Origin of the sequence: Pedobacter sandarakinus (assembly GCF_026240095.1) — a bacterium.
Classification (GTDB): domain Bacteria; phylum Bacteroidota; class Bacteroidia; order Sphingobacteriales; family Sphingobacteriaceae; genus Pedobacter; species Pedobacter sandarakinus.
In genome coordinates this window covers 408,149-431,335 of record NZ_JAPIVG010000004.1, presented here as the reverse complement: position 1 = coordinate 431,335, position 23,187 = coordinate 408,149, and the positions used below count along the sequence as shown (strand labels likewise).

Below are 23,187 nucleotides of genomic sequence, written 5' to 3'. Positions count from 1 at the left end.
TTGAATACATATATTTGAACATAAAAAAAAGAATTATGGCATTAGAAATCACAGATGCAAACTTCGAGGAGCTTGTATTGAAATCAGATAAACCCGTATTAGTAGATTTTTGGGCAGAGTGGTGTGGCCCATGTCGCATGGTTGGTCCAGTTGTAGAAGAGATTGCTAAAGAGTACGATGGCAAAGCAGTTGTAGGAAAAGTGAATGTTGATAACAACCCGCAAATTTCTATGCAATTTGGTATCCGTAACATCCCAGCTTTATTATACTTCAAAGACGGTCAAGTTGTTGATAAACAGGTTGGTGCAGTTCCAAAATCAGTTTTAGCTGAAAAATTAAACAAGCAAATTGTTTAGTTGGCACAAACAAGAGAATACTAAAGCTGTTAAGCTTGTAACATATTTAAAACCCAAGTTCAATTACCGACCTTGGGTTTTTTAATGCAAAAATATTTTCGTTTCTTTAATCAAAATCTAACTATACAAATGCACCCATTTAATAAAAAGAACCTAAGCCTGCTGGTGGCAGGTTTTGCGTTTAACATTGCAAGCGCATTTGCGCAGAAACCTGTAGAAACCAATCAGCCATCTGCAGATTACAAGCCAGCCTTTGCAGGGCAAACACGTATTGCAGGTGTTAAAACCACTACACCGTTAAGTATATCAGTTCTTAACGAGAAATTAGATCGCCCGTGGGCCATTTCAGTACTTCCAAACGGTGGCTTTTTAATTACCCAAAAAGGTGGAACCATGGTGGTACTTACTGCCGAGGGAAAGTCGAGCAAAGTAATTACCGGCTTACCAAAAGTAGACGATTCCGGGCAAGGTGGTCTTTTAGATGTTACCATCGATCCTAACTTCGCTAAAAACAGAATGATTTATTGGGCTTACTCAGAGCCACAAGATAAAGGTGTGTTGCTTGCTATTGCCAAAGGAAAGCTATCAGCTAGCGAAACTGCAGTAGAAAATCAACAGGTAATTTATCGTGCAACACCATCCTATGGAGGTAAACTGCAATATGGTTCCAGAATCGTGTTCGATAAAAGCGGTAATTTGTTTGTAAGTACGGGCGAGCGCTCTGGTGGCGACATCCGCATTCAGGCGCAGTACCTTAATTCTTCGTTGGGTAAAATTCTACACCTTACTACAGATGGAAAACCAGTAGCCAATGGCCCTTTCGCTGGTAAAGGCGATGCTAAACCAGAAATTTATGCTTTGGGTTTACGTAATCCTGATGGATTGGCGATTAATCCCCTAACAGGCGATTTATGGGAAGCTGAATTTGGTCCAAAAGGTGGCGACGAAGTAAACCTTATAAAGCCGGGTAAAAACTACGGTTGGCCAATTATCACCTATGGTACCGAATATAGCGGCAAAAAAGTCGGCGACGGTATTCAACAAAAGGAAGGCATGGAACAGCCCGTGTATTATTGGAACCCAAGTATTTCTCCAGGCTGTATCGCTTTCTATAACAGCACTGCTATCCCGGAGTGGAAAGGTAACCTTTTCGTTGGCGGCTTGGGTGGTTCTCACATCATTCGCCTGGTTATTAAAAACGACAAGGTTGTTGGCGAAGAGCGGTTGTTAGAAGGTAAAGGCGAGCGTTTTAGAGATATGGTAGAGAAAGACGGAGCCATGTATTCAGTAACCGATAACGGCAAATTATACAAAATAACCAAGCAATAGGCTTATAAAATAAACCATAATAATCCTTACGATTAGAAAATGAGCGGGATGGTGTTTCTTCGGGAAATGCAGTCCCGCTTTTTGTTTCAATCTTTTTGCTATCGGCATCGTAAAACAGCAAGGTATGTACAGCAAAAAGTATTTTCACGTCAATCGGGTTTAAGTGGATACTTTGGCTTACTATTTTCGTTTCTATACCATACGCAAAAATAAGAAGCTTGCGATAAAGGGGGTTCAGTAATACTTCTCATTAATTCATTAATATCTGCATCGATAAATTTTAAAGCAGTTTTATCAGGGCATTTATTTTCTTATTGGCCCAAACATAGAATAGCACACCAAATACCGCGGCTACATAAACCGCTGGTGCAAAGGTTTCTTCGTAGTACCCAAACAGATAAGCAATTTGGATCACTGTCAATACAATAATAAAAAATATCAGACTGTACAATATGGCCACTACCAAATCCTTTAATTTTGGCAAATCGGCTTCGCGTGCTTTTTGAATGGGTAAATGCCTAAAGCAATATCCGGAAAATACAATACCTGCAAGGATATAGGAAAAACGTTGGCAATCTCTGCTGTCTTAAAAGTTTTTAGAAGTTCAGTAATTATGCCCACCGATACAGAAAGCGTTAACAGCGAAGAGATAAAATGATGAGGTTGAGAAGGCGATAATCTTGTTTGTTCATGATGATTTTGTTGCAAGCTAAATATGGAAAATCATTGCAAAAGAATTAAATTGGCGATATATTTTTTAGTTTTACGATATGGATGCAATAAATTACGAGAACAATACAAGCTTTGGAAACCTCGAATTATTAGCAAGCCAAGTGGTAGAAGGATTTATCACCGGTCTCCATAAAAGTCCTTTCCACGGATTTTCTGTAGAATTTGCCGAGCATCGCCAATTCAATGCCGGCGACAATGTTAAAAACATCGATTGGAAATTATATGCTAAAACCGACAAGCTCTACAGCAAGCGTTTCGAAGAAGAAACTAATCTGCGTTGCCAGTTTGTGATCGATGTTTCATCCTCTATGTATTTTCCGGCGCCAAAGGAAAACAAATTTACTTTTGCAATTCAAGCCTCTGCAGCACTAATGTACATGCTTAAAAAGCAAAGAGATGCATTTGGGTTAAGTTTATTTACCGATGAGATTTTGCTCAACACGCCTGCAAAGTCCACTACGGTACACCAAAAATATTTGTTTGCCAAACTCGAAGAATTATTGGAAAGGCCTAAAGCCAATGCAAAAACCAACATCAGCGAGGCGCTGCACCAAGTTGCTGAATTAGTTCATAAACGTTCGCTGGTCATCATTTTTAGCGATCTATTTAATACCAAAACCGATGATGCGGAAACTGATGCATTTTTTGATGCATTACAGCACCTAAAATTCAACAAACATGAAGTGGTGGTTTTCAATGTATCAGATAAACCAAAAGAAGTTGCATTCGAGTTTGATAATCGCCCATACCAATTTATAGATATGGAATCTGGTGAAAGTATTAAAGTGCACACCAATCAGGTCAAAGCTAATTATGTTGCTGCCGTAGATATTTATAGAAAAAAAATTGCCATGCGCTGCGCCCAATATAAGATTGATCTCATCGATGCAGATATTAATGAAGGGTTTTATCCCATACTTCAATCGTATTTAATTAAGAGGCAGAAATTAGGTTAAAACCAACAATGTAAAACAGCTCATTCCTTATGTTGTTAAGTAAAAATTAATAGAATTAATCCCCATGTTATCACCAGGCACTACCGCACCAGATTTTGAGCTAAGCGCAGCTCCAAATCAAAAAATAAAGCTATCAGACCTCAGAGGAAAAAATGTAATTTTAGCATTTTACCCGGCCGATTGGAGCCCCGTTTGTAGCGACCAAATGGCATTGTATAACGAAATGACAAGCTATTTTACAAAGCACAACGCAGAAATCTTTGGCATATCAGTAGATGGTGCATGGTGCCACCTTGCCTTTGCTAACGATCGAAAATTGCAGTTTCCACTACTAGCAGATTTCGAGCCTAAGGGTGAAGTAGCTAAAGCTTATGGTGTTTACGATGAAACAGCTGGTATAAGTAAAAGGGCACTCTTCGTTATTGATAAAAAGGGACAGATTGCCTGGAGCGACCTCTCAGCAATGGATATTAACCCTGGAGCCGACGGGATTTTAGATGCACTTGAGAAATTAGAGAAATAGCAGCACATGAGCACATTAAAACCACCTGTTAGTGCCAACGACCATATCGTGGGTCTAGAGAATGCACCCGTTACCATTGTAGAGTTTGGCGATTACCAGTGTAGGTATTGTGGCGATGCGTTTCCCATTATAAAGGAAATTCAGGATGCTTTTGGCGATCAGATCAGGTTAGTCTTTAGGCATTTTCCTATGCGCCAAGCGCACGAAATGGCTGTGCCTGCTGCAATTGTTGCCGAGGCTGCTGCAATGCAGGGTAAATTCTGGGAAATGCATGATGCTATATACGACAATCAATATCGTTTAGAAGATGCACTTTTTAACGAATTAGCCGAGCAACTCGGACTAGATTTGCAGCAATTTCAGCAAGACCGTATATCAAAATCGGTAATCGAAAAAATAGAAAATGACTTTGATAGTGGCGTTCGAAGCGGTGTGAATGGTACCCCTTCATTTTACGTTAATGGAACCAAATTCGATGGCGGAGCAACTGATCTCCATCAAATGCTTAAAGAAAGTACATCATAAAAAACCTCATGTATTTTGCAACACATGAGGTATCAGATAAGGGTAACCGGAAAACTAAAAAACTAAGTATGAGTTTTTAGAATTTAACAAAACGGAAATCGCTTCTGGTGTTTTGTTAAATCAAAGGTGCGTTTCAATTATGAAGTTTTAGTGAAGATAATGGTTAACTGCAAAATAAGTACGGCGGTGAAATCCATGTATAAAAAAAGCAAGCCATATTATGCGCTTGCCTTCCTTTACATGCAAATTTAAATTATAAATTGCCTCTTAACTCTTGTTCCCTTTCCAGCGATTCAAACAACGCTTTGAAATTTCCTGCACCAAAACTTTGGGCACCTTTACGTTGTATAATTTCGAAAAATAACGTCGGTCGGTCTTCAATCGGTTTTGTAAAAATCTGGAGCAGATACCCTTCTTCATCACAATCTACCAAAATCCCTAGTCGCTCTAGCAAAGCAATTTCCTCATCTATTTTGCCCACACGCTGTGGCATCATATCGTAATAGGCTTCTGGAGGCGCACTTAAAAATTCAACACCTCTGGCTTTGAGTTCCTCAACAGTTTTCACAATGTCTTTTGTGGCTACCGCAATGTGTTGTACACCTTCTCCTTCGTAAAATTCAAGATATTCTTCAATTTGCGATTTCTTTTTTCCTTCGGCAGGTTCGTTTATAGGGAATTTAGAAAAGCCATTTCCATTGCTCATCACTTTGCTCATCAACGCCGAATATTCGGTATTAATTTGCTTATCATCGAAAGAAAGGATGTTTACAAATCCCATCACCTCTTCATACCACTGTACAGCCTCATTCATCCTGTTCCATCCTACGTTACCAACACAATGATCTATGTACAACAATCCCGCATCTGCAGGATTATAGTCGCTTTCCCATACGCGGTAACCTGGTATAAAAGGCCCATTATAGTTTTTTCTTTCGATAAACAGGTGTACGGTTTCGCCGTAGGTATAAATGCCACTCATGCGTACCTCTCCATGTTCGTCACTAATCGTCTTGGGTTCCATATAAGGTTTTGCACCGCGTTTTGTGGTCTCTTCAAAGGCACTATAAGCATCGTCTACCCATAAAGCTAAAACCTTAACACCATCGCCATGTTTTTTAACATGTTCCGAAATAGGGTGTTCTGATTTTAATGCTGTCGTTAAAATTAGTCTGATTTTTCCTTGCTGAAGCACATAAGAAGCCCGATCTCTTACGCCAGTTTCTGGTCCGGAGTAGGCCAAACTTTGAAAGCCAAATGCAGTTTTGTAATAGTGGGCAGCCTGCTTGGCATTACCCACATAAAATTCTACGTAATCAGTTCCGTTAATTGGCAGAAAATCCTGTGCTTTTGCTATTTTTTCTGCAAATGTTTGTGTTTCCATTTTTGTATGTTTTTACCCGAATGTAATCTCTAAAGACTGGGTATGATTTTAATTATTGTTTTAGCCAATAGGCTTGGTCACCATTTCTCTTTACTCAATGTTAATTTGCCAGCTTTTGTGGTAATTTTCATCTTCAATACTTATGGCATAATCTGTAAGCATTAGCGGTTTAAAAGGGTCGATCATTACGGCCAGTTCTTCTGTTTTTTCTTTTCCAATAGATTTCTCTACAGTACCCGGATGTGGGCCATGCGGTATGCCACCCGGATGCAGGGTAATTTGTCCTTTAACTACGCTTTTTCTACTCATGAAATCCCCATCTACGTAATACAAAACTTCATCACTATCTACATTGCTGTGGTTATAGGGTGCCGGAATAGAATCCGGGTGATAATCGTATTTGCGTGGCACAAATGAGCAAATCACAAAATTTCGTCCCTCGAAGGTTTGATGAACCGGAGGTGGTTGATGCAAACGGCCAGTTATGGGTTCGAAATCATGAATTGAGAATGCATATGGGTAATGATAGCCGTCCCAACCCACGTAATCAAAAGGATGAGTGCCGTAGGTGTACGGATAAATTAAACCCTGTTTTTTTATCAACACTTTAAAATCGCCATACTCATCGTGTGTTTGCAGGTTTTCTGGTAAGCGTAAATCACGCTCGCAATAGGGCGAATGCTCCATCAATTGACCATATTGATTTAAATAACGTTTTGGCGGTCTTAACGGACTAAAACTTTCTACAATAAACAGGCGGTTTTGAGCATCGTTAAATTCCAATTGATAGATGGTTCCCCTGGGGATAATCAGGTAATCGCCGTAACTAAACTTAATTTCGCCAAAGCCTGTTTTAAGTTTTCCAGATCCTTCGTGGACGAAGATCATTTCATCAGCCTGACTGTTTTTGTAGAAATAGTCGGTCATCGATTTCTTTGGGGCAGCAAGCACGATATGTAAATCATCATTAACCAGTACTGGCTTTCTGCTTTCCAGGAAATCATCTTCAGGCTTAATATTAAAACCAATTAAGCTGGTATGTTTCAAATGTTTTTCACGGGCAATGGTTGGTGCTACACTATATGGCTCGGCCAAATGTTTTACTATGGTCGGCGGGTGGCAGTGGTAAACGAGCGAATATAAGCTCGAAAATCCCTCTGTAGATACCAGTTCTTCTGCATAAAGATTTCCATCGGGTTTGCGAAAAACAGTATGACGTTTCGCTGGAATTTGCCCCAATTTGTGATAAACAGGCATATTGATTTATGTTAGGTTAGAAAATAAAGTCTAAAAGACTAAACAATTAAAACGGCAGGACGTTTCAATTAAGCGTGATGCAAATGAAATTTTATAGAGAATATTGAGCCATGATGAGTTTGGAAAGCATCTTGTAGCGACGAGCTGCAATGGCATCGTTAACTAAATTGATATGTAATGCTTTTAAAATCATGGTCTTGATGTGGCTAAATTACTGAAATTATTTTGAACTAGAAATTTCTTTGTTTTTTACATGGCTTATACGATAAAAAAAATGGCTACAGCGTTACATAGCGTTTTGATTACTCTCTTAAATTATTAGCTTTACCCCGTATTTTAACCAAATCTTATGAAATTAGTATCCTACAAAACAGAAGACAGCGCACACTTGGGCATTTACTTAAATGGCCATATTTATAACTTAAATAGTTGCGATAAGTTGATTCCTGACAATATGAACGAATTTTTGCAAGGTGGAGAAGTATTGATGGAAAGAGCAAAAAAGGTTAACGTACAATTACAAGATGGGAGTTTAAAAGCCAAAGAAGAAGTTTTTTATGAGCTTCTGGCCCCTGTTCCACAACCTACTAGTTGTAGAGATGCTTATGCTTTTAGACAACACGTAGCTGCCGCCCGCAGAAACCGTAAGGTTGAGATGATTCCGCAGTTTGACGAATACCCTATTTTCTATTTCACTAACCATAATGCAATACAAGGTACAGGCGAAATTACTTGCATGCCAGATCATTTTGAAAAACTCGATTTTGAATTGGAACTGGCCATTGTTATCGGTAAAAAAGGAAGAAATATAAAAGCCGAAGAGGCTGATGACTACATTGCGGGCTACATGATCATGAACGACATGAGCGCCAGAACTTTACAAATGGAGGAAATGCTATTGAACCTGGGACCGGCCAAAGGAAAGGATTTTTCTACTGTTATTGGCCCCTGGCTGGTTACGCCTGATGAATTGGAGAAGTATAAGGTTGCCGCAAAGGATGGCCATGTAGGCAATGCTTACGATTTAAAAATGACTTGCCGCGTAAATGGCATCGAAGTTTCGAAAGGAAATGCAGCAGACATGGATTGGACTTTTGCTGAAATTATTGAGCGTTGTGCTTATGGCGTTGATGTTTTACCTGGCGATGTGATCGGTTCTGGAACAGTTGGTACAGGCTGTTTTTTAGAGCTTAATGGCACGGGCTTATTAAACAACCCTGATTATAAAGTGCAATGGTTGCAGCCTGGAGATATTGTAGAAATGGAGATTACGGGCTTGGGCGCTTTAACCAATAACATTGCTAAGGCTGATACTGATTTTTCCATATTGGCATTAAAAAAATAGACCGTTTAATTGCTTGATGGGCAATGATAAGGGTTGATCGCTCTAAAGGAATCGAAATTACTTAAGTTTACCGAACTTACTAAACCCGACAGGCGCAACTATCCTTTTTTGGTATAGAAAGTTTGGTTAAAGCACTGGCCTTGGCAAAAAAGATAGTGCAGATGGCGGGACTGACTTTAACCAGGCTGTTGCAATTGATTTTCAAACATTTATATTTTTACTGTGCTCACTTTAAAAACTGAAGATTTAAGTGCTATGGAATTGCAAAATTATTTGCAATATGCCGTGGCTCCCCGTCCGATTTGCTTTGCTTCGACAATTGATGCTGCGGGGAATATCAATTTGAGCCCGTTTAGTTTCTTTAATATGTTTAGCACGAAGCCACCAATTTGCGTGTTTTCGCCGGCGAGGCGAGTGCGTGACAACACGACTAAGCATACCTTAGAAAATGTATTGGAGGTACCGGAATGCGTGATTAATATTGTGAATTACGAAATGGTACAACAGATGAGTTTGGCCAGTACCGAGTATGCGAAAGGTGTGAATGAATTTGACAAAGCGGGCTTTACCATGTTAAAATCTGATTTGGTGAAACCGCCTAGGGTTGCCCAAGCACCAGTGCAAATGGAATGTGTGGTTAACCAGGTAATTCCGTTGGGAGATATGCATGGGGCAGGAAACTTGATTTTAGCTGAAGTAAAACTAATACATATTAATGAAAATATCCTGGATGAAAGCGGCAAAATAGACCAGCAGAAAATAGATTTAGTGGCCCGTTTGGGTGGCGATTGGTATTGCCGCGTTACGGCGAACAATTTATTTAAAGTGGCAAAACCGTTATCTACCCTGGGCCTCGGCGTAGATGCGCTGCCCAAGTCGGTACGTTTTTCTAAAGTATTAACCGGTAATGATTTGGGGATGTTAGGGAATGTAGAACAGCTCCCTAGTGACGTTGAGATAGATTTGATTATGCAGCAACCAGAAGTGAAAGAAATTTTGGATGCCACTATAGGCGATGCAACCAACCGGGAACGGGAACTGCATGAGCTAGCCAGGAAATGTCTAGCAGAGGGGAAGGTAGCATTAGCACTAAAAATTGTTTTGTTGTAACCAGTAGATTTTTTGTAATGAAACACAATGTTCAGGTAGACCGCTACATTCTTGAAGCAGCACCATTTGCGCAACCAATTTTAAATCATTTACGTACGCTGATTCACATTGCTTGCAGCGATATTGAGGAAACAATTAAGTGGGGTATGCCTTTTTTCGACTATAAAGGCTCAGTATGCCATATTGCAGCATTTAAAAACCATTGTGCACTTGGTTTTTGGAAAGGTAGCCTGATGGAGGATGAGCAGAAACTTTTCCAAAATAGCACCAATGCCATGGGGATGCTTGGCAAAATTAAGTCGCTGGCAGATTTGCCTGATGACGAAACATTGATTGCATATATTCTGAAGGCTGTAAAGCTAAATGAGGATGGGGTTAAGTTGCCTCCAAAGGTGCAATCTAAAGAGAAGCAGGAATTGGTTATACCCAAATATTTTTTAGCCGCATTAGCGGAAAATACTGCAGCCTTATCGGTATTCCAGGATTTTAGCCCATCTAAAAAGAAAGATTATGTGTTATGGCTAGAAGAGGCAAAAACTGAAGCTACAAAACAGAAACGACTTGAGACTGCCATAGAATGGATAGCCGAAGGTAAAAGCAGAATGTGGAAATACGAGAAGTAATTTAGATAATGCTTACGATTTTCATAAAACGGCTTTTATAATGCCCGTTTAGTTCGGTAATGGTTACGCCATGGGCTTTGCCAGATGAGGCGTGGATGAATTTGATGCCATTCTCATCGATAGAATAGACTATACCAACATGGCCAATGCGCCTAACCTTCGAATTGCTACCCGTAAAGATTAATACATCGCCAATCTTGGCATTTTCGAGGCTGGTTTCTTTACCAGCTCCGCTAAATTCTCTTGATGATCGTGGCACTTTGAAACCAAAATTGCTAAACACATAATTCACAAATCCTGAACAATCGAAGCCTAATTTCGGGTTGCTCGTGGCATAACGGTAGCGAATACCCAACATGCTTTTCGCAAAATCAATCAGGGTTTCTGAGCTGGTTTCTTGCTTGTCGTAATTATTGTTTTTGGTTTCTTTTGGTAGTGAACTTACCAATTTTTTGACCATCTCTTGGTACTGTGCCGGGATAATTGTTTGTGCTTTAACTGCTGCTGCAGACAAAATGAAAAACAGAATGGATACTATTATTTTCTTCATATGTTGGTTTCAAAGATATAAAAATTATCTAAAGCCAATTAAAATGTTGAAAACGAGTTCAAACAATATGCAGCTTCACATCATTCTGCTAAAAGAATAAATTTAGACAACAGCATAGATTTTTTACATCAATACTTTAATCTTACATCATAAAAACCTGGAACTACTACGGGGTGGTTACGGCTACGGGCAGAATTTTTCCATTGAAAAATTTATGACCGGTTTTTGCAAAGTCGGCTACATATTTACCCATTTCGAAAGCCATTACAGGACTTTGATAGCCTGGAAAAGCTGCCTCGAGCATTTCTGTTTGTGCAGACCCCAACGCCAGACAATTTATTTTTATGCCTGTGTCTGCAAGTTCGAAGGCCAGGCATTCCGTTAGTGTATGCAATGCCGCTTTGCTTGCAGAATATGCGGCCAAACCTGGAAACTTCACGCTACCCTGGAAACCGCCCATGCTGCCTATATTAACAACATGACTGCCGTTTTGCAACATAGGCAATATATTCTGGATCATTTTAAAATGTGCAATAACATTGCTTTGGAGCATTTCGCCCAAATCAGTTTCAGTAGTTTCTAGGAAAGGTTTATTAATTAGTGAACCAGCATTATTAATTAGGATATCAATATGCCCTAATCGTTCTTTCAGGAAAGGAATTAGTGCTGCATAATCATCATGTACAATATCAAACTCCACAGGTAAAAGCGTACAATCGGGGTTTATCCCTTTGGCAATTTCTAATAATTTTCGCAGTTTATCTGCCGACCTTGCAATGGCAACAATTTTATTTTCTTTTTGTAAGCTAAATTCTAAAGCTGTTTCGAAACCGATTCCGCTGCTGGCACCCGTAATAATAATGTTCATGTGTGTTCTTTAATTCAATGGTAAATTTGTGCAAAGCTAATCATTAACAAATAACTGGCTAACCGGATTTTTAATCACGTATAAACCATCATTAATGAGTTTGGTGTATTCCGTGAACGTACTGGCTTTCATTTCGAGGTAAACTTGAATTTCTTTTTCCAACTGGTGGTATATTTTCTTGTGGTAAATAATTTCCAGTATTTCCAGCGCACAAAGCCAATCGTGTCGGTGTACAAGTTTCAAATCTTCAAAGATGGCTGCAAGCGCTTCCAAATTTTGGCCACTTTCTCGAATATTGCGTACCTGCTTATATAATTCATGCAGCTGCAACGTCTTGTCATCGTAGTCGATCAAGTGTGTTTTTTCTTTACTCACTAATGTAATCTCTTCGTAGGCATCTTTATCTGCAGCACTATTAAATACTGAAACAATATTCTCCCCAACGGCCATATCGTAAATGCCCCATTCGGGTTTAAATAAGATGTTATTGTTGCTTTCGGTAACCGTACAGTTTGTAAATGTGATAATTAAAATCTTGCCATCTTCGCGGTAGATTTTGGTAATTGTACCGCTCACCCTTATGCCGCTTTCGAAAAACAATGTAGTAATGCTATCCTCACCTATAATTTCATCATCGCTAAAGTCTTCCAGCGGCTTGTTCGTATTTTTCAGTCGGCCCACTGGCGAAGAAAAACCATCTGTATGGTAGTTTTTACCATGGTTTGCCAGTTGCTTGCCTTGGTAAGCCAAAGCAGAAGGACCTGTAGTTTTCAAAAAGGTAAGCTCATCAGCACCATCGATACCTACATCTGTAAATACGCCTGTTACCTGCAATCCAGAAGAGTATACAGCAGTAGCTACGCTTTTGCATGCAATGGCTTTCATAATGCTCTCTGTGCCGCCGCGGCGAAAAGCCATGGTATTGGCAAATTGCTCTAAAACATCGATTAAGTTTTGAAAGGTTTCCGTTACAAAAAGCTGCGGCTGTGGCTTGGTAATGTCGTACTGATAATTAATGGTATCGATATTATACCAAATCTTTTTAACGTTGGCGTGCATACAACTGGCACTTTCGCCAATAGAAGATAGCAAACCAGCGCCATAAATTTTTGGATTTTCTAAGGTTCCAATCAAACCATATTCTACCGTCCACCAGTGAAGACGGCCAAGCAAAGCCATTTCTGATGGTTCTCCCATGTTCTCGCTTACATAACGCAGTGTTTTTTCAGCTTTGGCAATCTCTGCCTCGTCTACATCTACTGCTTCCTTTAAAATTGATAGTTTTCTAATACACTCGTAAAGCTCGAAATCTTTGGCAGAAAACATGGCTTTGGCACCAATAGAACCAAAATAGCTGAGATAATTGTTATAATCGGCGTCGGCAATTATTGGTGCATGACCGGCACTTTCGTGAATAATATCTGGTGCCGGAGTGTATTCAATATGGTTAATTTGTCTAATATCAGCAGCAATAACCAGTACACGATACGCTTGGTATTCCATAAACGCTGCTGGCGGGATAAAACCATCTACCGTAACGGCGCCCCAGCCAATCTTGCCGAGGTTATCATTCATGGTTTGTAAATCTGGAATATATTCAATGCTTAGGCCCGCTTTTTGCAGTCCTTTTATGTAAGGATAGTAAGCAACGTTTTTTAAGTAACTATAGTTCTGGCGCATTACGTAGCGCCAAACGGCTTGGTCTATGGGCGTATATTTCTGGTAATTCTGGTTAACAATGAATTGCTTTAAATGATTGGGCAATTTTGCTACCTGCGCATTATTAAAATCGTTAAAATGGCTCATTGGTATGCTGAAAATAAGTTGGTCGGTTACTAAGTTAGCTTGTTGCATTAATGTTAACAAGCATTAAGTCGTTAATTTGTTGCATAAAGTTGCCGGCAATTTTTTTTTGGAAATGAAAGTGTGCCTAACGTCGGTAATTGTAGCCGGGCTGTACGCTAAATGCCCAATGAAAAATTGGGCGATACCGCTTCCATCCCGTTTAGACACTTAAGCCTGTTCTTAGCACAAACAAATCTGCCAGTGCTATGAAAACGGACATAGTAGCACTGCTTAAGCCACTTAAACCCAATAGCAACGGAAATCCTTTTTGTTGTGTTTACTCATTTCCATATTCTGGTAACGTAACAACAAAAAGATTGGAGTGAATAGTGGGAACAAGGTAAAATAGTTGCTGGTATATTGCTTTTCTAAAAATGTAAAACCACTAACTTTTACCGCCAATTTTTTTTACGCTGAAGGTAAAATAATGTTGGTATAAATAGCTAAAAAGCGCCATTAAAACCGAAACAGCAATTCTAGAAAGCATAGAAAGTGTTGGGTAATCTCTTAGTAGCTCTAATAAAAATTTAAGTAATACATAATTCGCCAGGATATTAATTAGCTGGAGGTTTAAAAACCTGAAAAGTTGCACACGGCCTTTAAGTTCGCTGTGGGTGAAAATGATGTATTTGTTAAGGAGAAAACTGGTGGGTATGGCAACTGAATAATCTACCAGGAGCGATGCTGTTTCGCGTTGCAATACAATTAGGCCGAAATTGACCTCCGGGGTTTTAAAAATGAAAAAGTAAGCGAAATAATAACTCAGAATGCCCAATAGGAGCGTGCCACCGCCTGTTGCCAGGTACCTGAAATTATGAAGCGAAATGAATCTTTTAAAAGGGGGGTAAAAAAAATCGATAATGGATAGAATGGCCTTGCGCATTGGTGTGGTTATGTTGGCCAAAAATATAAAGAATTGCTGCAAAAGTTATATTTTATTTGACCTGTGTTTTACGGTTTAGCTGTTAAATAAATGGGTTGTGCAACATAATCGATTACAGCACACCAGCTATATGAAGGATGGGGTTGAATGCTAATGCCAACAGTGTTCAGTTTGCTGCGCTGATCGATAATGTTAAAGCGATGGCCAAGTTCGGGTACGCCGCAGTCGAGTAGTAAATGGCAAACAATGTCTAAGCTATTCGAGTAACCAAAATCTATACTTTCACTGCCTGCACGGTTTGGAAAATACCTGGCCAATCTTTTAATAAATTTTGTGCCATTACTACTTTCATGGGTATCTAAATTATTGCGACTGAGATCTTGCGCATGGTTTCTGCTCATGTTTGTCAGCCGCTCATCGGGCAAAAAAAGGGGAAGATTTTTAACGCCGCGTAAATGTTTTAATAGAGAAACATAATAAGCGTTGTTTGGTGTTATGGATAACTCCTTGTAGTTGCGGTATTTTCTAACCTTAGCGTTATAGTTGCTGATGTAATCTGCCAAAAAAGTGTAGTAAAACTTTTCGCCATCTATGCGAACGAGATTCATATACATTACAATGTTTTTCTCTTCGTTGGTAAGGTAAGATGCGCTAGCCGCAGTATTTGCTCTGGCAAAGTCGGCATTTGTCCAGCTTTGTGCCTTTGCGTAAGAAGCCACAAAATACAAAGAGAATAGTACCATTAGGCTTTTGCGCATGTAATATATTTTGTAGGATAACGGTGTTTTGTTTGGTTTATTTTGGAGATGCCGAATTTTGAAAAAACTTTAAGTAAGCAATTAGTTACAGGTTAGAATAAGTGTTGGAATGGCTTTATTTGTAGTTTTGATTTTATGCAGAAATTGATTTTTTTCGTTTGTTTTTTACTTTTTAATTCGGCCTCAAAAGCACAGGTAGATACTGCGGGGGTACGATTGGCAGCTAATGCACTAAAAAAACAGTTTGCGCCAGACAAGCGATCGGTTTATTTCCAAGTTCAATTTAATGGGGATACTGTTTTTGCAGAAAGTACCTCGGCAGAGATTCTATCGCATTTGGCTGAAGAGAGGCAACATTTTGCTAACCTGATAGTGGTGAATGAGCTTTTGCCTGCTAAAAATTTAAATGGCTTAACATTCGGATTGGCAAATCTTTCCGTTTGCAACAATAGGGCTGCACCAAATAATGCCGCAGAGATGATGACGCAGATGATTTTGGGTACCCCAGTAGAAGTGCTCAAAAAACAAGGTGGTTATTATTTAGTAAGAACGCCAGACGGATATCTCTCTTACACGGATGCTACAGCTGTTAGCCTAATGGATAAGACTGCTTTTGATGATTGGAAAAGCACAAAGCGAATAATGTACGTTGCAGATTACGGGCATGCTTACCGAGATGGAGATGCGAAAGCCGAACGGGTATCTGACTTGGTTAATGGCAACATTTTGGTGGTTACAGGTGAAGCAAAAAATTTTTACAAGGTCGAATTTCCTGATAAAAGAACTGGCTTTGTAAAGAAAGATGAAAGTGTACTCTTTTCTAAATGGCTTAAACAAGCTAACCCTAATGCGAACGCCATCTTAAACACGGCTAAAACTTTAATTGGTGTACCTTATCTGTGGGGCGGAACTTCTGTAAAAGGGGTAGATTGCAGTGGATTTACCAAAACCAGTTATTTTCTTAATGGCATTGTGATTCCAAGAGACGCCTCGCAACAAGCATTAATAGGTACCGAAATAGAAGTGCTAGAGAATGATTCCATCAGTATAGATAAATGCTTGCGGAATTTAAGGCCGGGCGACTTATTGTTTTTTGCTATAGCAAAATTGCGTGGGGTAAGCGGTGGTAAGGTTACGCATACAGCAATCTATATGGGAGATGGCGAGTTTATTCAAGCTGCGGGCATGGTACGGGTGAATAGCTTAAAACCCGATGCCAATAATTTCGACGAGCGTGAATATAAAACGTTGGTTGGTGCAAGGAGAGTTTTAACCGATATTGGTAAGCCCGAAATCTTACGGGTAGCTGCACACGCTTGGTATGGGAGGTAAAATGTTTTCGAACCTGCCACATTGTAATGGTAAGCAGGTTCGAAATTTCTTATAAAAACATACCGCCTGAAGCCTCGATTCGTTGTCCATTGATCCACCGAGCCTCTTCTGTGCATAAGAAAGCTACAACTCCACCAATATCATCTGGCAAACCTACTCTACCCAATGCTGTTTGCGATGCGATAACTGCATTTAGGTCTGCGTTATCTCGCACAGCACCACCGCCAAAATCTGTTTCAATTGCGCCGGGCGCTATAATATTTACCCTAATTCCTCTTGATCCCAATTCTTTAGCCTGATATTTGGTTAGCGTTTCCATGGCACCTTTCATTGCAGCGTAAGTTGCATACCCGGGTAGTGAAAACCGGGCTAAGCCGCTTGAAATATTAATAATGCCACCGCCATCATTTAATAATGGCAAAGCTTTTTGTGTTAAAAAGAAAGGTCCTTTAAATTGAATCTTCACTAAAGTATCGAACTGATCTTCAGTAGTCTCTGCAAATGGAGTGTGGATACCAATGCCAGCGTTATTCACTAAATAATCAAGTTTTGTTACGTTGAACTCCGCTTTCAAAAGAGATGCCGTGTCGCTCAGAAAACGATCAAAGGTATCGCTCTTTGCAACATCTAGCTGCAAAGCTGCAGCATTTACGCCCATTTCTTTAAGGATCCCAACAGTCTCATTGGCCTCAGCTTCTTTAGATTGATAGGTGATAATTACATTTATACCTTTCTTCGCCAGATGTATGGCAGCATTTTTTCCCAATCCGCGACTGCCACCTGTTATCAGTGCAATTTTATTTAGTTGTTCCATGTTCTTTTATTTTGATAAACAAAACTAAAGCAAAACGGAGTGTAAAAATGGTGATTGTTTAAGTTTTAATGGTGAGTAGTTAAGTTTATTTACCTGCTGATAGCTTCTTGTTCGGGAAGCAACGACAAAAAATATTCTTCGCGATATTGCTTAGGCGTTTGCCCCGAAAAGTGTTTGAAAAACTTGGTAAAATTCGAAGGATCGTAGGTTAATGTTCTGGCCACTTCGGCAATGGGCGTGCGGATATTTTGCAACATTCCTTTTGCTATTTCCATTATTTTTTCTTCAAAAAAGAAACATGGTGAATGACCGGTGGCTGCTTTGATGGTATTACTTAAATGGGTAGGATGAACGTGAATTAACGAGGCAAAGTCTCTAACTTCTAACATTTCACTTACCCGGCCAGCCACTAAGTCGTCAAGGTGCTGATCTAAGGCTTTCAAGTAATCGGCCGCAATTTCATGGCGGCGAGCAAAGAATTTTTGAGGAATGGGCATATCAGATTCAAGAATAAAACAAAGATATGTTACAATTGTGCAGATTTCGTTTTTTCGCGATATGAAATTTGTCAAGATTAATTAAAACAAAAAAATCCACTTAGGTTGTCGCTAAGCAGATTATATTATAGTTTAAAGTATCTTATTTTTTGCTAAGTGGCACATCGAAAGTGCCATTGGTAACATTTACTGATGTACCCACGGTAGCATTCTGGTTTGGCCCTTTAAAAGAAAATGTTCCTTTTAATCTTCCGCCGCTTTCACTGGTGATAACCAGGGTTCCTGTTTCTGCATAAAATGATCCGGTGGCAGATTGATCTTTTGAATAGCTGGCCTCGCCATCTTTTGCAATGTCATACGTGCCAATTCCTTTGTAGCCAATAAGCGATAGTGTAAGGCGTTTATCTCCATTAACCGCAATTACACTCAAAAGGTTTCCAATCGGACTGCTAATAGAAATAGCTTCACCGGTAAAACTGGCAGCCGCACCATCTACATTAGCATTTAAATTGGTATTGCCTGGCGTAACCGCAGGAACTTTTACAGGTACTAAACTAATGCTGAACTGGCCTTCGGTTATTTTTTTGGTTGCAGAGGTTAAGATATTAGCGCCTTGAAATTCGAATGTTCCTTTAATTATTTTGTCAGGCGTGTAAGTTGTAATTTTAATGGAACCATTCGCCGAGCTTAAATAAGCATTTTTTATTCCATTTAACGACTCAGCATAAATCCCCAAATTATTGTCGCTTAAATTATAAGTGCCCGTACCTTTAAATTCGTTTATCATCAAACTAAAAGCCATTTCACCTTTACTTCCAATAATTTGTAGGGTGTTTTTACCATTAACAGGAAAAAACTGCGCTGTGGCCATTGAGCATGTTACCAAGGTGCCGTCTGTTTTGGCGCTCATTGTAGCAAGATCCCATTCAGGGTGGTAATCAATCTCCTTTTTACAAGATGAGATAATTGTAAGGCAAATAATAGCCGAAAGAAATAGTTTAATCCGAATCTTCATGAGCGAAATTTTAAATTTTGGGCAAAGATAAGTTTTTCTAATTATTTGACAGATTTTAAGTTAAGAATTCATCCGTTCCAATCGTTAGCTACTAATCAGTTAGCCAACCCATGTATTTTGCCAGCTGTTTATATGAATGAAAAAATAACGAAGGGCAATAAACGGTACAAAATTGAATAAAAAAACCACAGGAAAATACCTGTGGTTATATCACTTATTAGCTTCTAAAGCGGGCTAAATGTTTTGTATATCTACGCCAGCAAAGTTTTCCAACTTACCGCCTTACCAATTAGATCAGTTAAATCAGCAATAGCTACTCGCTCTTGTTCCATGCTATCACGGTGGCGTATAGTTACGGTATTATCCTCTAAACTCTGGTGATCTACCGTTAAGCAGAATGGGGTACCAATTGCATCCTGACGGCGATAACGTTTACCAATGGCATCCTTTTCTTCGTAAATGCAGTTGAAATCGAATTTAAGTGCATCCATAATTTCTCGTGCCTTTTCTGGCAAGCCATCTTTTTTAGTTAAGGGGAAAACAGCAACTTTGTAGGGTGCTAATGCAGGGTGCAGGCGTAACAGTGTACGGCTATCTTGCTTATCTTCAGTACTTAAATCTTGCTCTTCAAACGCGTTAATCATTGTTAACAAAAACATGCGGTCTAAGCCAATAGATGTTTCTATAACATAAGGAACATAATTTCCGTAAGGTTTGCCGTCCTCATTTAGGTCGTTATCAAAATATTGCATTTTCTTACCAGAGTACTCCTGGTGTTGCGTTAAATCGAAATCCGTTCTACTGTGTATCCCTTCAACTTCCTTAAATCCGAATGGGAATTCAAATTCGATATCAGTTGCGGCATTGGCATAGTGCGCTAGCTTAACATGGTCGTGGTAACGGTATTTTTCTGGGCTGGTGCCCAAAGCCTGGTGCCATTTTAAACGGGCTTCTTTCCAGTATTCAAACCATTTTTTATCCTCGCCGGGGCGAACAAAAAATTGCATTTCCATTTGTTCAAACTCACGCATGCGCATTATAAACTGGCGGGCAATTACTTCGTTACGGAAAGCCTTACCAATTTGTGCAATACCAAAAGGGATCTTCATCCTTCCAGATTTTTGAACGTTTAAAAAGTTTACAAAAATACCTTGAGCCGTTTCCGGACGAAGGTAAACTTCGTCACTTCCTTCTGCCATTGCACCAAATTGTGTGCTAAACATCAGGTTAAACTGGCGAACATCCGTCCAGTTACTCGTCTTAGAAATCGGACAAATTACTTTATAGTCAACAATCAGATCCTTAAGCTGCGCTAAGTTCTCAGATTTAAGCGCAAGGTTCATCTCTACTTCCAGTGCTAATCCTTTTTTCACAAACCTCCAGCTCGCCTCATCCATGAAAGGATAAATATTCCTATCATATCCATCTGTTTCGGAATTCTTAAATCCAGAAATCCAACCCGCTTGATTTTCATCTGTCCAAGAAAGAATTTCCTGTTGAAATGCTTCAAACTTTGCTCTGTTGTCTGCATTAAAATTGGCCAATTCCGAATATAGCTCATCAATTTTATTTTCCAATAATTGGTCGGCACGGTACCGTTTTTTCGAGTCCTTATTATCAATCATCGGGTCGTTAAAACCATCTACGTGTCCGCTGGCCTTCCACACTTTCGGGTGCATAAAAATTGCAGAATCAATACCCACAATGTTTTCATGCATTTGTACCATGGCTTTCCACCAGTACGATTTAATATTGTTTTTTAATTCGGCACCCAGTTGGCCGTAATCGTAAACGGCACTTAAGCCATCATATATTTCGCTGCTTTGGAATACAAAACCATATTCTTTTGCATGTGATATTACATTTTTAAATTGTTCGTCGTTATTCTTTTGAGCCATAATGGAGGCAAAGATAATAAAAAGGTGGAGGGTTTAAAGGCATAAGCTACAAGGTTTTTGGAGGCTATTTTTAAGTAGCCGTGGTCTGCCTTTTCGATGCGATTTTTCGAAATTACTCTTAGTCTTGCAGCGCAAAGTTTTTAGAAAAGCAATTTCAATGCTTCTAGGTTCTTTTGCCTCCCGCTTTCCGCTTTACTTCGTTGCACTCCGTGTTCGCTTCAATCTGGTTTAATTGGCCAGTGTTGTTATTCTATCAGCCGAAAAATGGCAATATGCCCAGAAATCAGTTATGTATCTTAATCTTCCATTTTTTCCTATTTTTGAACCATGAAATTTCAATACTTACTTTTCTTATTCATCATCATTGCTTTCAGCTCATGCAAAGAAGAAAAAGTTCATCACTATATTAAATTCAATAACAACAAAGAATTATACCAGTTTTTAAAATGGACTCCTGAAAATCGTTTCCCATTAATCAGTGCACATAGGGGTGGTCCAATGCCTGGCTTTCCAGAGAATTGTATCGAAACCTTTGAAAATGCCACAACTTATAACCCGATGGTTATCGAGTTTGATATCGCTTACAGCAAAGATTCCGTTTTAGTGATCATGCACGATGATCAACTAGATCGTACATCAACGGGTAAAGGACTCATTGGCGATTACACTTACGAAGAATTGAAAGCTTTCAATTTGAAAGATAATGACGGGAAAGAAACCAATTTTAAAATCCCTACGTTAGATAGTGTGTTAAATTGGAGCAAAGGGAAAGTACTGTTAACAATCGATTTAAAAAAAGGGGTGTCTTACGCAAAAGTAATTGAAAAGGTAAGACAGTATCATGTAGAAAGCAACTCCATTATCATTACGTACACCGCAAACCAGGCGCAAGAAGTGCATCAGTTAGCGCCAGAATTGATGATATCGGCATCGGTTCAAAAGCAGGCAGAGTTAAAGCGGCTCAACAGTTTAGGCATACCCAACAATAGAATCGTAGCTTTTGTGGGCGTATCTGCACCAGATAGAGAATTGTATCAATTCCTTCATGAGAAAGGAATTACCACGATATTAGGTACTATGGGCAATATCGATAAAAGTTCCATTGCAAGTCCGGCTAGGAATATTTACTATCATTTGGTTAACAATGGGGCAGATATCCTTTCATCAGATAATATCGGCCAGGCAGCAGAACAATTAGACAAATTTAGGTACAACAAAAAAATAACGTCTCCTTACATTAATTAGTGGCTTAATAATACGCAGTTTGTTAATGCTTCTGCGGTATTGAAAGATAAATATGGGTATTTCAGTTAAAAATCTGTCTAAACATTACGCTCAACAAAAGGCTGTAGATTCAATCAGTTTTGAAGCCAGTCCTGGGCGTATTTTAGGTTTTTTAGGTCCGAATGGTGCCGGGAAATCTACCACCATGCGTATGTTAACAGGCTATTTAACACCAACTTCAGGCGAAGCCGAAATTGCTAATAAAAATATCTCAACGCAAACTATAGAAGCCAAGAAACATATCGGTTACCTGCCAGAGCATACCCCGCTGTATCCGGATATGTATGTAAAAGAGTTTTTAAGCTTTGTAGGGCAGACGTATAAACTTAACAATCTTCAGCATCGTATTGATGAAGTAATTAAGATGGTAGGTTTAACCCCAGAGCAACACAAGAAAATTGGTATGCTATCAAAAGGTTATCGCCAAAGGGTAGGGCTGGCGCAGGCTATTATTCATAACCCCGAGGTATTAATTTTAGATGAGCCAACTTCGGGTTTAGATCCAAATCAGCTGGTAGATATCAGGGCATTGATTAGAGAACTTGGTAAAAACAAAACAGTCGTTATCTCTACCCATATTATGCAAGAGGTTGAAGCCATTTGCGATGACATCATCATCATTAATAAAGGAAAGATTGTGGCAAAAGACTCCCTGTCAGGAATCAAGGCAGCAAATAACCAAGATTCTCTAGAAGATATTTTCAGAAAACTTACCGCATAACCAATGTTAAAAATCAAACTTTATTTATTCGTTTTATTGTTATTCGTGGGCACCTTCGCTATGGCGCAAAATACAACTAGCGTGGATATCGGCGCAGAAATCAACTTGCCTTCTGGTAATTTTTCTAACGTTTCAGCTATTGGTTTAGGCGGATCTGTTAAGGCTAGCTTTCCCATTTCGAGTGCATTTGCGTTAAGTCTAAATGCAGGCTATACCAATTTTTTTGGTAAGCGAACGCAAATTTTAAGTGTTCAAGATCTAAGTTATATCCCTTTAAAAGGAGGACTCAAATATTACCTTGGCGAAACCTTTTATGTGGAAGGACAACTTGGTGCTGGCATTCCAGTAAATGACGGCCAGAACAAACTTTTTATATGGTCGCCAGGAATTGGCAATCAGTTTCGGGTGTCAGGCGATAGTAAGCTCGATTTTGGTATCAGGTACGAAAGTTGGAATGGCAGAAATGACCGAATCTTAGGCTTGAATGGAACAAATTCTAAAGGATTTGCGGGTTTACGCATTGCTTATCTTTTTAACCTTTAGCGAGATCCGGATATTGGGTTTTACTCGTGTAAAAGGCAT

Annotated in this window: 24 protein-coding genes; 12 read left to right on the top strand and 12 right to left on the bottom strand. The window is 39.4% G+C overall.

Annotated elements, in window-relative coordinates; all coding sequences use genetic code 11:
* The first annotated feature begins 35 nt into the window (after window positions 1-35).
* Window positions 36-356, top strand: coding sequence for a thioredoxin (gene trxA / locus OQ268_RS13360; RefSeq protein WP_322974008.1), 321 nt, complete (start codon window positions 36-38; stop codon window positions 354-356).
* A gap of 129 nt (window positions 357-485) precedes the next feature.
* Complete coding sequence (locus OQ268_RS13355; RefSeq protein WP_265856701.1) at window positions 486-1,685, top strand: PQQ-dependent sugar dehydrogenase; 1,200 nt, start codon at window positions 486-488, stop codon at window positions 1,683-1,685.
* A 280-nt stretch (window positions 1,686-1,965) separates the two neighbouring features.
* Here OQ268_RS13355 and OQ268_RS13350 read toward each other — a convergent pair whose 3' ends face one another.
* Window positions 1,966-2,169 carry a hypothetical protein gene (locus OQ268_RS13350; RefSeq protein WP_265856699.1) on the bottom strand — a complete coding sequence of 68 codons (204 nt, stop codon included), beginning with the start codon at window positions 2,167-2,169 and terminating at the stop codon, window positions 1,966-1,968.
* A 286-nt stretch (window positions 2,170-2,455) separates the two neighbouring features.
* Between OQ268_RS13350 and OQ268_RS13345 the strand changes: the two genes are divergently transcribed.
* The 3 genes from OQ268_RS13345 (at window position 2,456) to OQ268_RS13335 (ending at window position 4,421) form a co-directional block, all read left to right on the top strand.
* Complete coding sequence (locus OQ268_RS13345; protein ID WP_265856697.1) at window positions 2,456-3,373, top strand: DUF58 domain-containing protein; 918 nt, start codon at window positions 2,456-2,458, stop codon at window positions 3,371-3,373.
* Window positions 3,374-3,437: 64 nt separating this feature from the next.
* Window positions 3,438-3,896, top strand: coding sequence for a redoxin domain-containing protein (locus OQ268_RS13340; RefSeq protein WP_265856694.1), 459 nt, complete (start codon window positions 3,438-3,440; stop codon window positions 3,894-3,896).
* 6 nt (window positions 3,897-3,902) lie between these two features.
* Window positions 3,903-4,421, top strand: a complete 519-nt coding sequence (locus OQ268_RS13335) for a DsbA family protein (RefSeq protein WP_265856692.1) — start codon at window positions 3,903-3,905, stop codon at window positions 4,419-4,421.
* A 253-nt stretch (window positions 4,422-4,674) separates the two neighbouring features.
* Here the strand turns inward: OQ268_RS13335 and hppD are convergent, their stop codons facing one another.
* Together hppD and OQ268_RS13325 are read right to left on the bottom strand one after the other, a co-directional pair.
* Window positions 4,675-5,805: a 4-hydroxyphenylpyruvate dioxygenase gene (gene hppD / locus OQ268_RS13330; RefSeq protein ID WP_265856691.1), complete on the bottom strand. Its 1,131-nt coding sequence runs from the start codon at window positions 5,803-5,805 to the stop codon at window positions 4,675-4,677.
* A gap of 90 nt (window positions 5,806-5,895) precedes the next feature.
* Entirely contained in the window at window positions 5,896-7,062 is a 1,167-nt protein-coding gene (locus OQ268_RS13325) for a homogentisate 1,2-dioxygenase (protein WP_265856689.1), read from the bottom strand.
* A gap of 349 nt (window positions 7,063-7,411) precedes the next feature.
* Here OQ268_RS13325 and OQ268_RS13320 point away from each other — a divergent pair, with 349 nt between their 5' ends.
* The 3 genes from OQ268_RS13320 (at window position 7,412) to OQ268_RS13310 (ending at window position 10,140) form a co-directional block, all read left to right on the top strand.
* Window positions 7,412-8,407, top strand: coding sequence for a fumarylacetoacetate hydrolase family protein (locus OQ268_RS13320; protein ID WP_265856687.1), 996 nt, complete (start codon window positions 7,412-7,414; stop codon window positions 8,405-8,407).
* 222 nt (window positions 8,408-8,629) lie between these two features.
* Complete coding sequence (locus tag OQ268_RS13315) at window positions 8,630-9,517, top strand: flavin reductase family protein (protein ID WP_265856685.1); 888 nt, start codon at window positions 8,630-8,632, stop codon at window positions 9,515-9,517.
* Window positions 9,518-9,534: 17 nt separating this feature from the next.
* On the top strand, window positions 9,535-10,140 hold the full coding sequence (locus OQ268_RS13310; RefSeq protein WP_265856683.1) for a YdeI/OmpD-associated family protein: 606 nt from the start codon (window positions 9,535-9,537) through the stop codon (window positions 10,138-10,140).
* Window position 10,141: 1 nt separating this feature from the next.
* Here the strand turns inward: OQ268_RS13310 and OQ268_RS13305 are convergent, their stop codons facing one another.
* From OQ268_RS13305 to OQ268_RS13285, 5 genes are all read right to left on the bottom strand, one after another.
* Window positions 10,142-10,690, bottom strand: coding sequence for a C40 family peptidase (locus OQ268_RS13305; RefSeq protein ID WP_265856681.1), 549 nt, complete (start codon window positions 10,688-10,690; stop codon window positions 10,142-10,144).
* 166 nt (window positions 10,691-10,856) lie between these two features.
* Window positions 10,857-11,558, bottom strand: a complete 702-nt coding sequence (locus OQ268_RS13300; RefSeq protein ID WP_265856679.1) for an SDR family oxidoreductase — start codon at window positions 11,556-11,558, stop codon at window positions 10,857-10,859.
* A gap of 36 nt (window positions 11,559-11,594) precedes the next feature.
* Complete coding sequence (locus OQ268_RS13295) at window positions 11,595-13,412, bottom strand: aromatic amino acid hydroxylase (protein WP_322974007.1); 1,818 nt, start codon at window positions 13,410-13,412, stop codon at window positions 11,595-11,597.
* A 376-nt stretch (window positions 13,413-13,788) separates the two neighbouring features.
* Window positions 13,789-14,307, bottom strand: a complete 519-nt coding sequence (locus OQ268_RS13290; protein WP_265856677.1) for a GtrA family protein — start codon at window positions 14,305-14,307, stop codon at window positions 13,789-13,791.
* Window positions 14,308-14,354: 47 nt separating this feature from the next.
* A complete protein-coding gene (locus OQ268_RS13285) occupies window positions 14,355-15,044 on the bottom strand; it encodes a CAP domain-containing protein (RefSeq protein WP_265856676.1) in 690 nt (229 codons plus the stop codon).
* A 135-nt stretch (window positions 15,045-15,179) separates the two neighbouring features.
* On the opposite strand from OQ268_RS13285, the gene OQ268_RS13280 reads away from it, so the two are divergent.
* Window positions 15,180-16,376, top strand: coding sequence for a C40 family peptidase (locus OQ268_RS13280; protein ID WP_265856675.1), 1,197 nt, complete (start codon window positions 15,180-15,182; stop codon window positions 16,374-16,376).
* A 49-nt stretch (window positions 16,377-16,425) separates the two neighbouring features.
* On the opposite strand, the gene OQ268_RS13275 is transcribed toward OQ268_RS13280, so the two are convergent.
* The 4 genes from OQ268_RS13275 to OQ268_RS13260 all read right to left on the bottom strand — a co-directional run bounded on the left by OQ268_RS13275 (window position 16,426) and on the right by OQ268_RS13260 (window position 20,600).
* Window positions 16,426-17,190, bottom strand: a complete 765-nt coding sequence (locus tag OQ268_RS13275) for an SDR family NAD(P)-dependent oxidoreductase (protein ID WP_265856673.1) — start codon at window positions 17,188-17,190, stop codon at window positions 16,426-16,428.
* Window positions 17,191-17,279: 89 nt separating this feature from the next.
* Window positions 17,280-17,687, bottom strand: a complete 408-nt coding sequence (locus OQ268_RS13270) for a helix-turn-helix domain-containing protein (protein WP_265856672.1) — start codon at window positions 17,685-17,687, stop codon at window positions 17,280-17,282.
* A gap of 142 nt (window positions 17,688-17,829) precedes the next feature.
* Window positions 17,830-18,702: a DUF6252 family protein gene (locus OQ268_RS13265; protein WP_265856670.1), complete on the bottom strand. Its 873-nt coding sequence runs from the start codon at window positions 18,700-18,702 to the stop codon at window positions 17,830-17,832.
* 251 nt (window positions 18,703-18,953) lie between these two features.
* Window positions 18,954-20,600 (bottom strand): glycine--tRNA ligase, encoded by a 1,647-nt coding sequence (locus OQ268_RS13260; RefSeq protein WP_265856668.1) that lies wholly within the window; start codon window positions 20,598-20,600, stop codon window positions 18,954-18,956.
* 327 nt (window positions 20,601-20,927) lie between these two features.
* Between OQ268_RS13260 and OQ268_RS13255 the strand changes: the two genes are divergently transcribed.
* From OQ268_RS13255 to OQ268_RS13245, 3 genes are read left to right on the top strand one after another with little or no spacing between them, the layout of a single operon-like run.
* Window positions 20,928-21,845, top strand: a complete 918-nt coding sequence (locus OQ268_RS13255; RefSeq protein WP_265856666.1) for a glycerophosphodiester phosphodiesterase family protein — start codon at window positions 20,928-20,930, stop codon at window positions 21,843-21,845.
* Between the two features lie 52 nt (window positions 21,846-21,897).
* Window positions 21,898-22,605 carry an ATP-binding cassette domain-containing protein gene (locus OQ268_RS13250; protein WP_265856664.1) on the top strand — a complete coding sequence of 236 codons (708 nt, stop codon included), beginning with the start codon at window positions 21,898-21,900 and terminating at the stop codon, window positions 22,603-22,605.
* A gap of 3 nt (window positions 22,606-22,608) precedes the next feature.
* Window positions 22,609-23,148, top strand: a complete 540-nt coding sequence (locus OQ268_RS13245) for a hypothetical protein (RefSeq protein WP_265856662.1) — start codon at window positions 22,609-22,611, stop codon at window positions 23,146-23,148.
* Window positions 23,149-23,187: the final 39 nt, after the last annotated feature.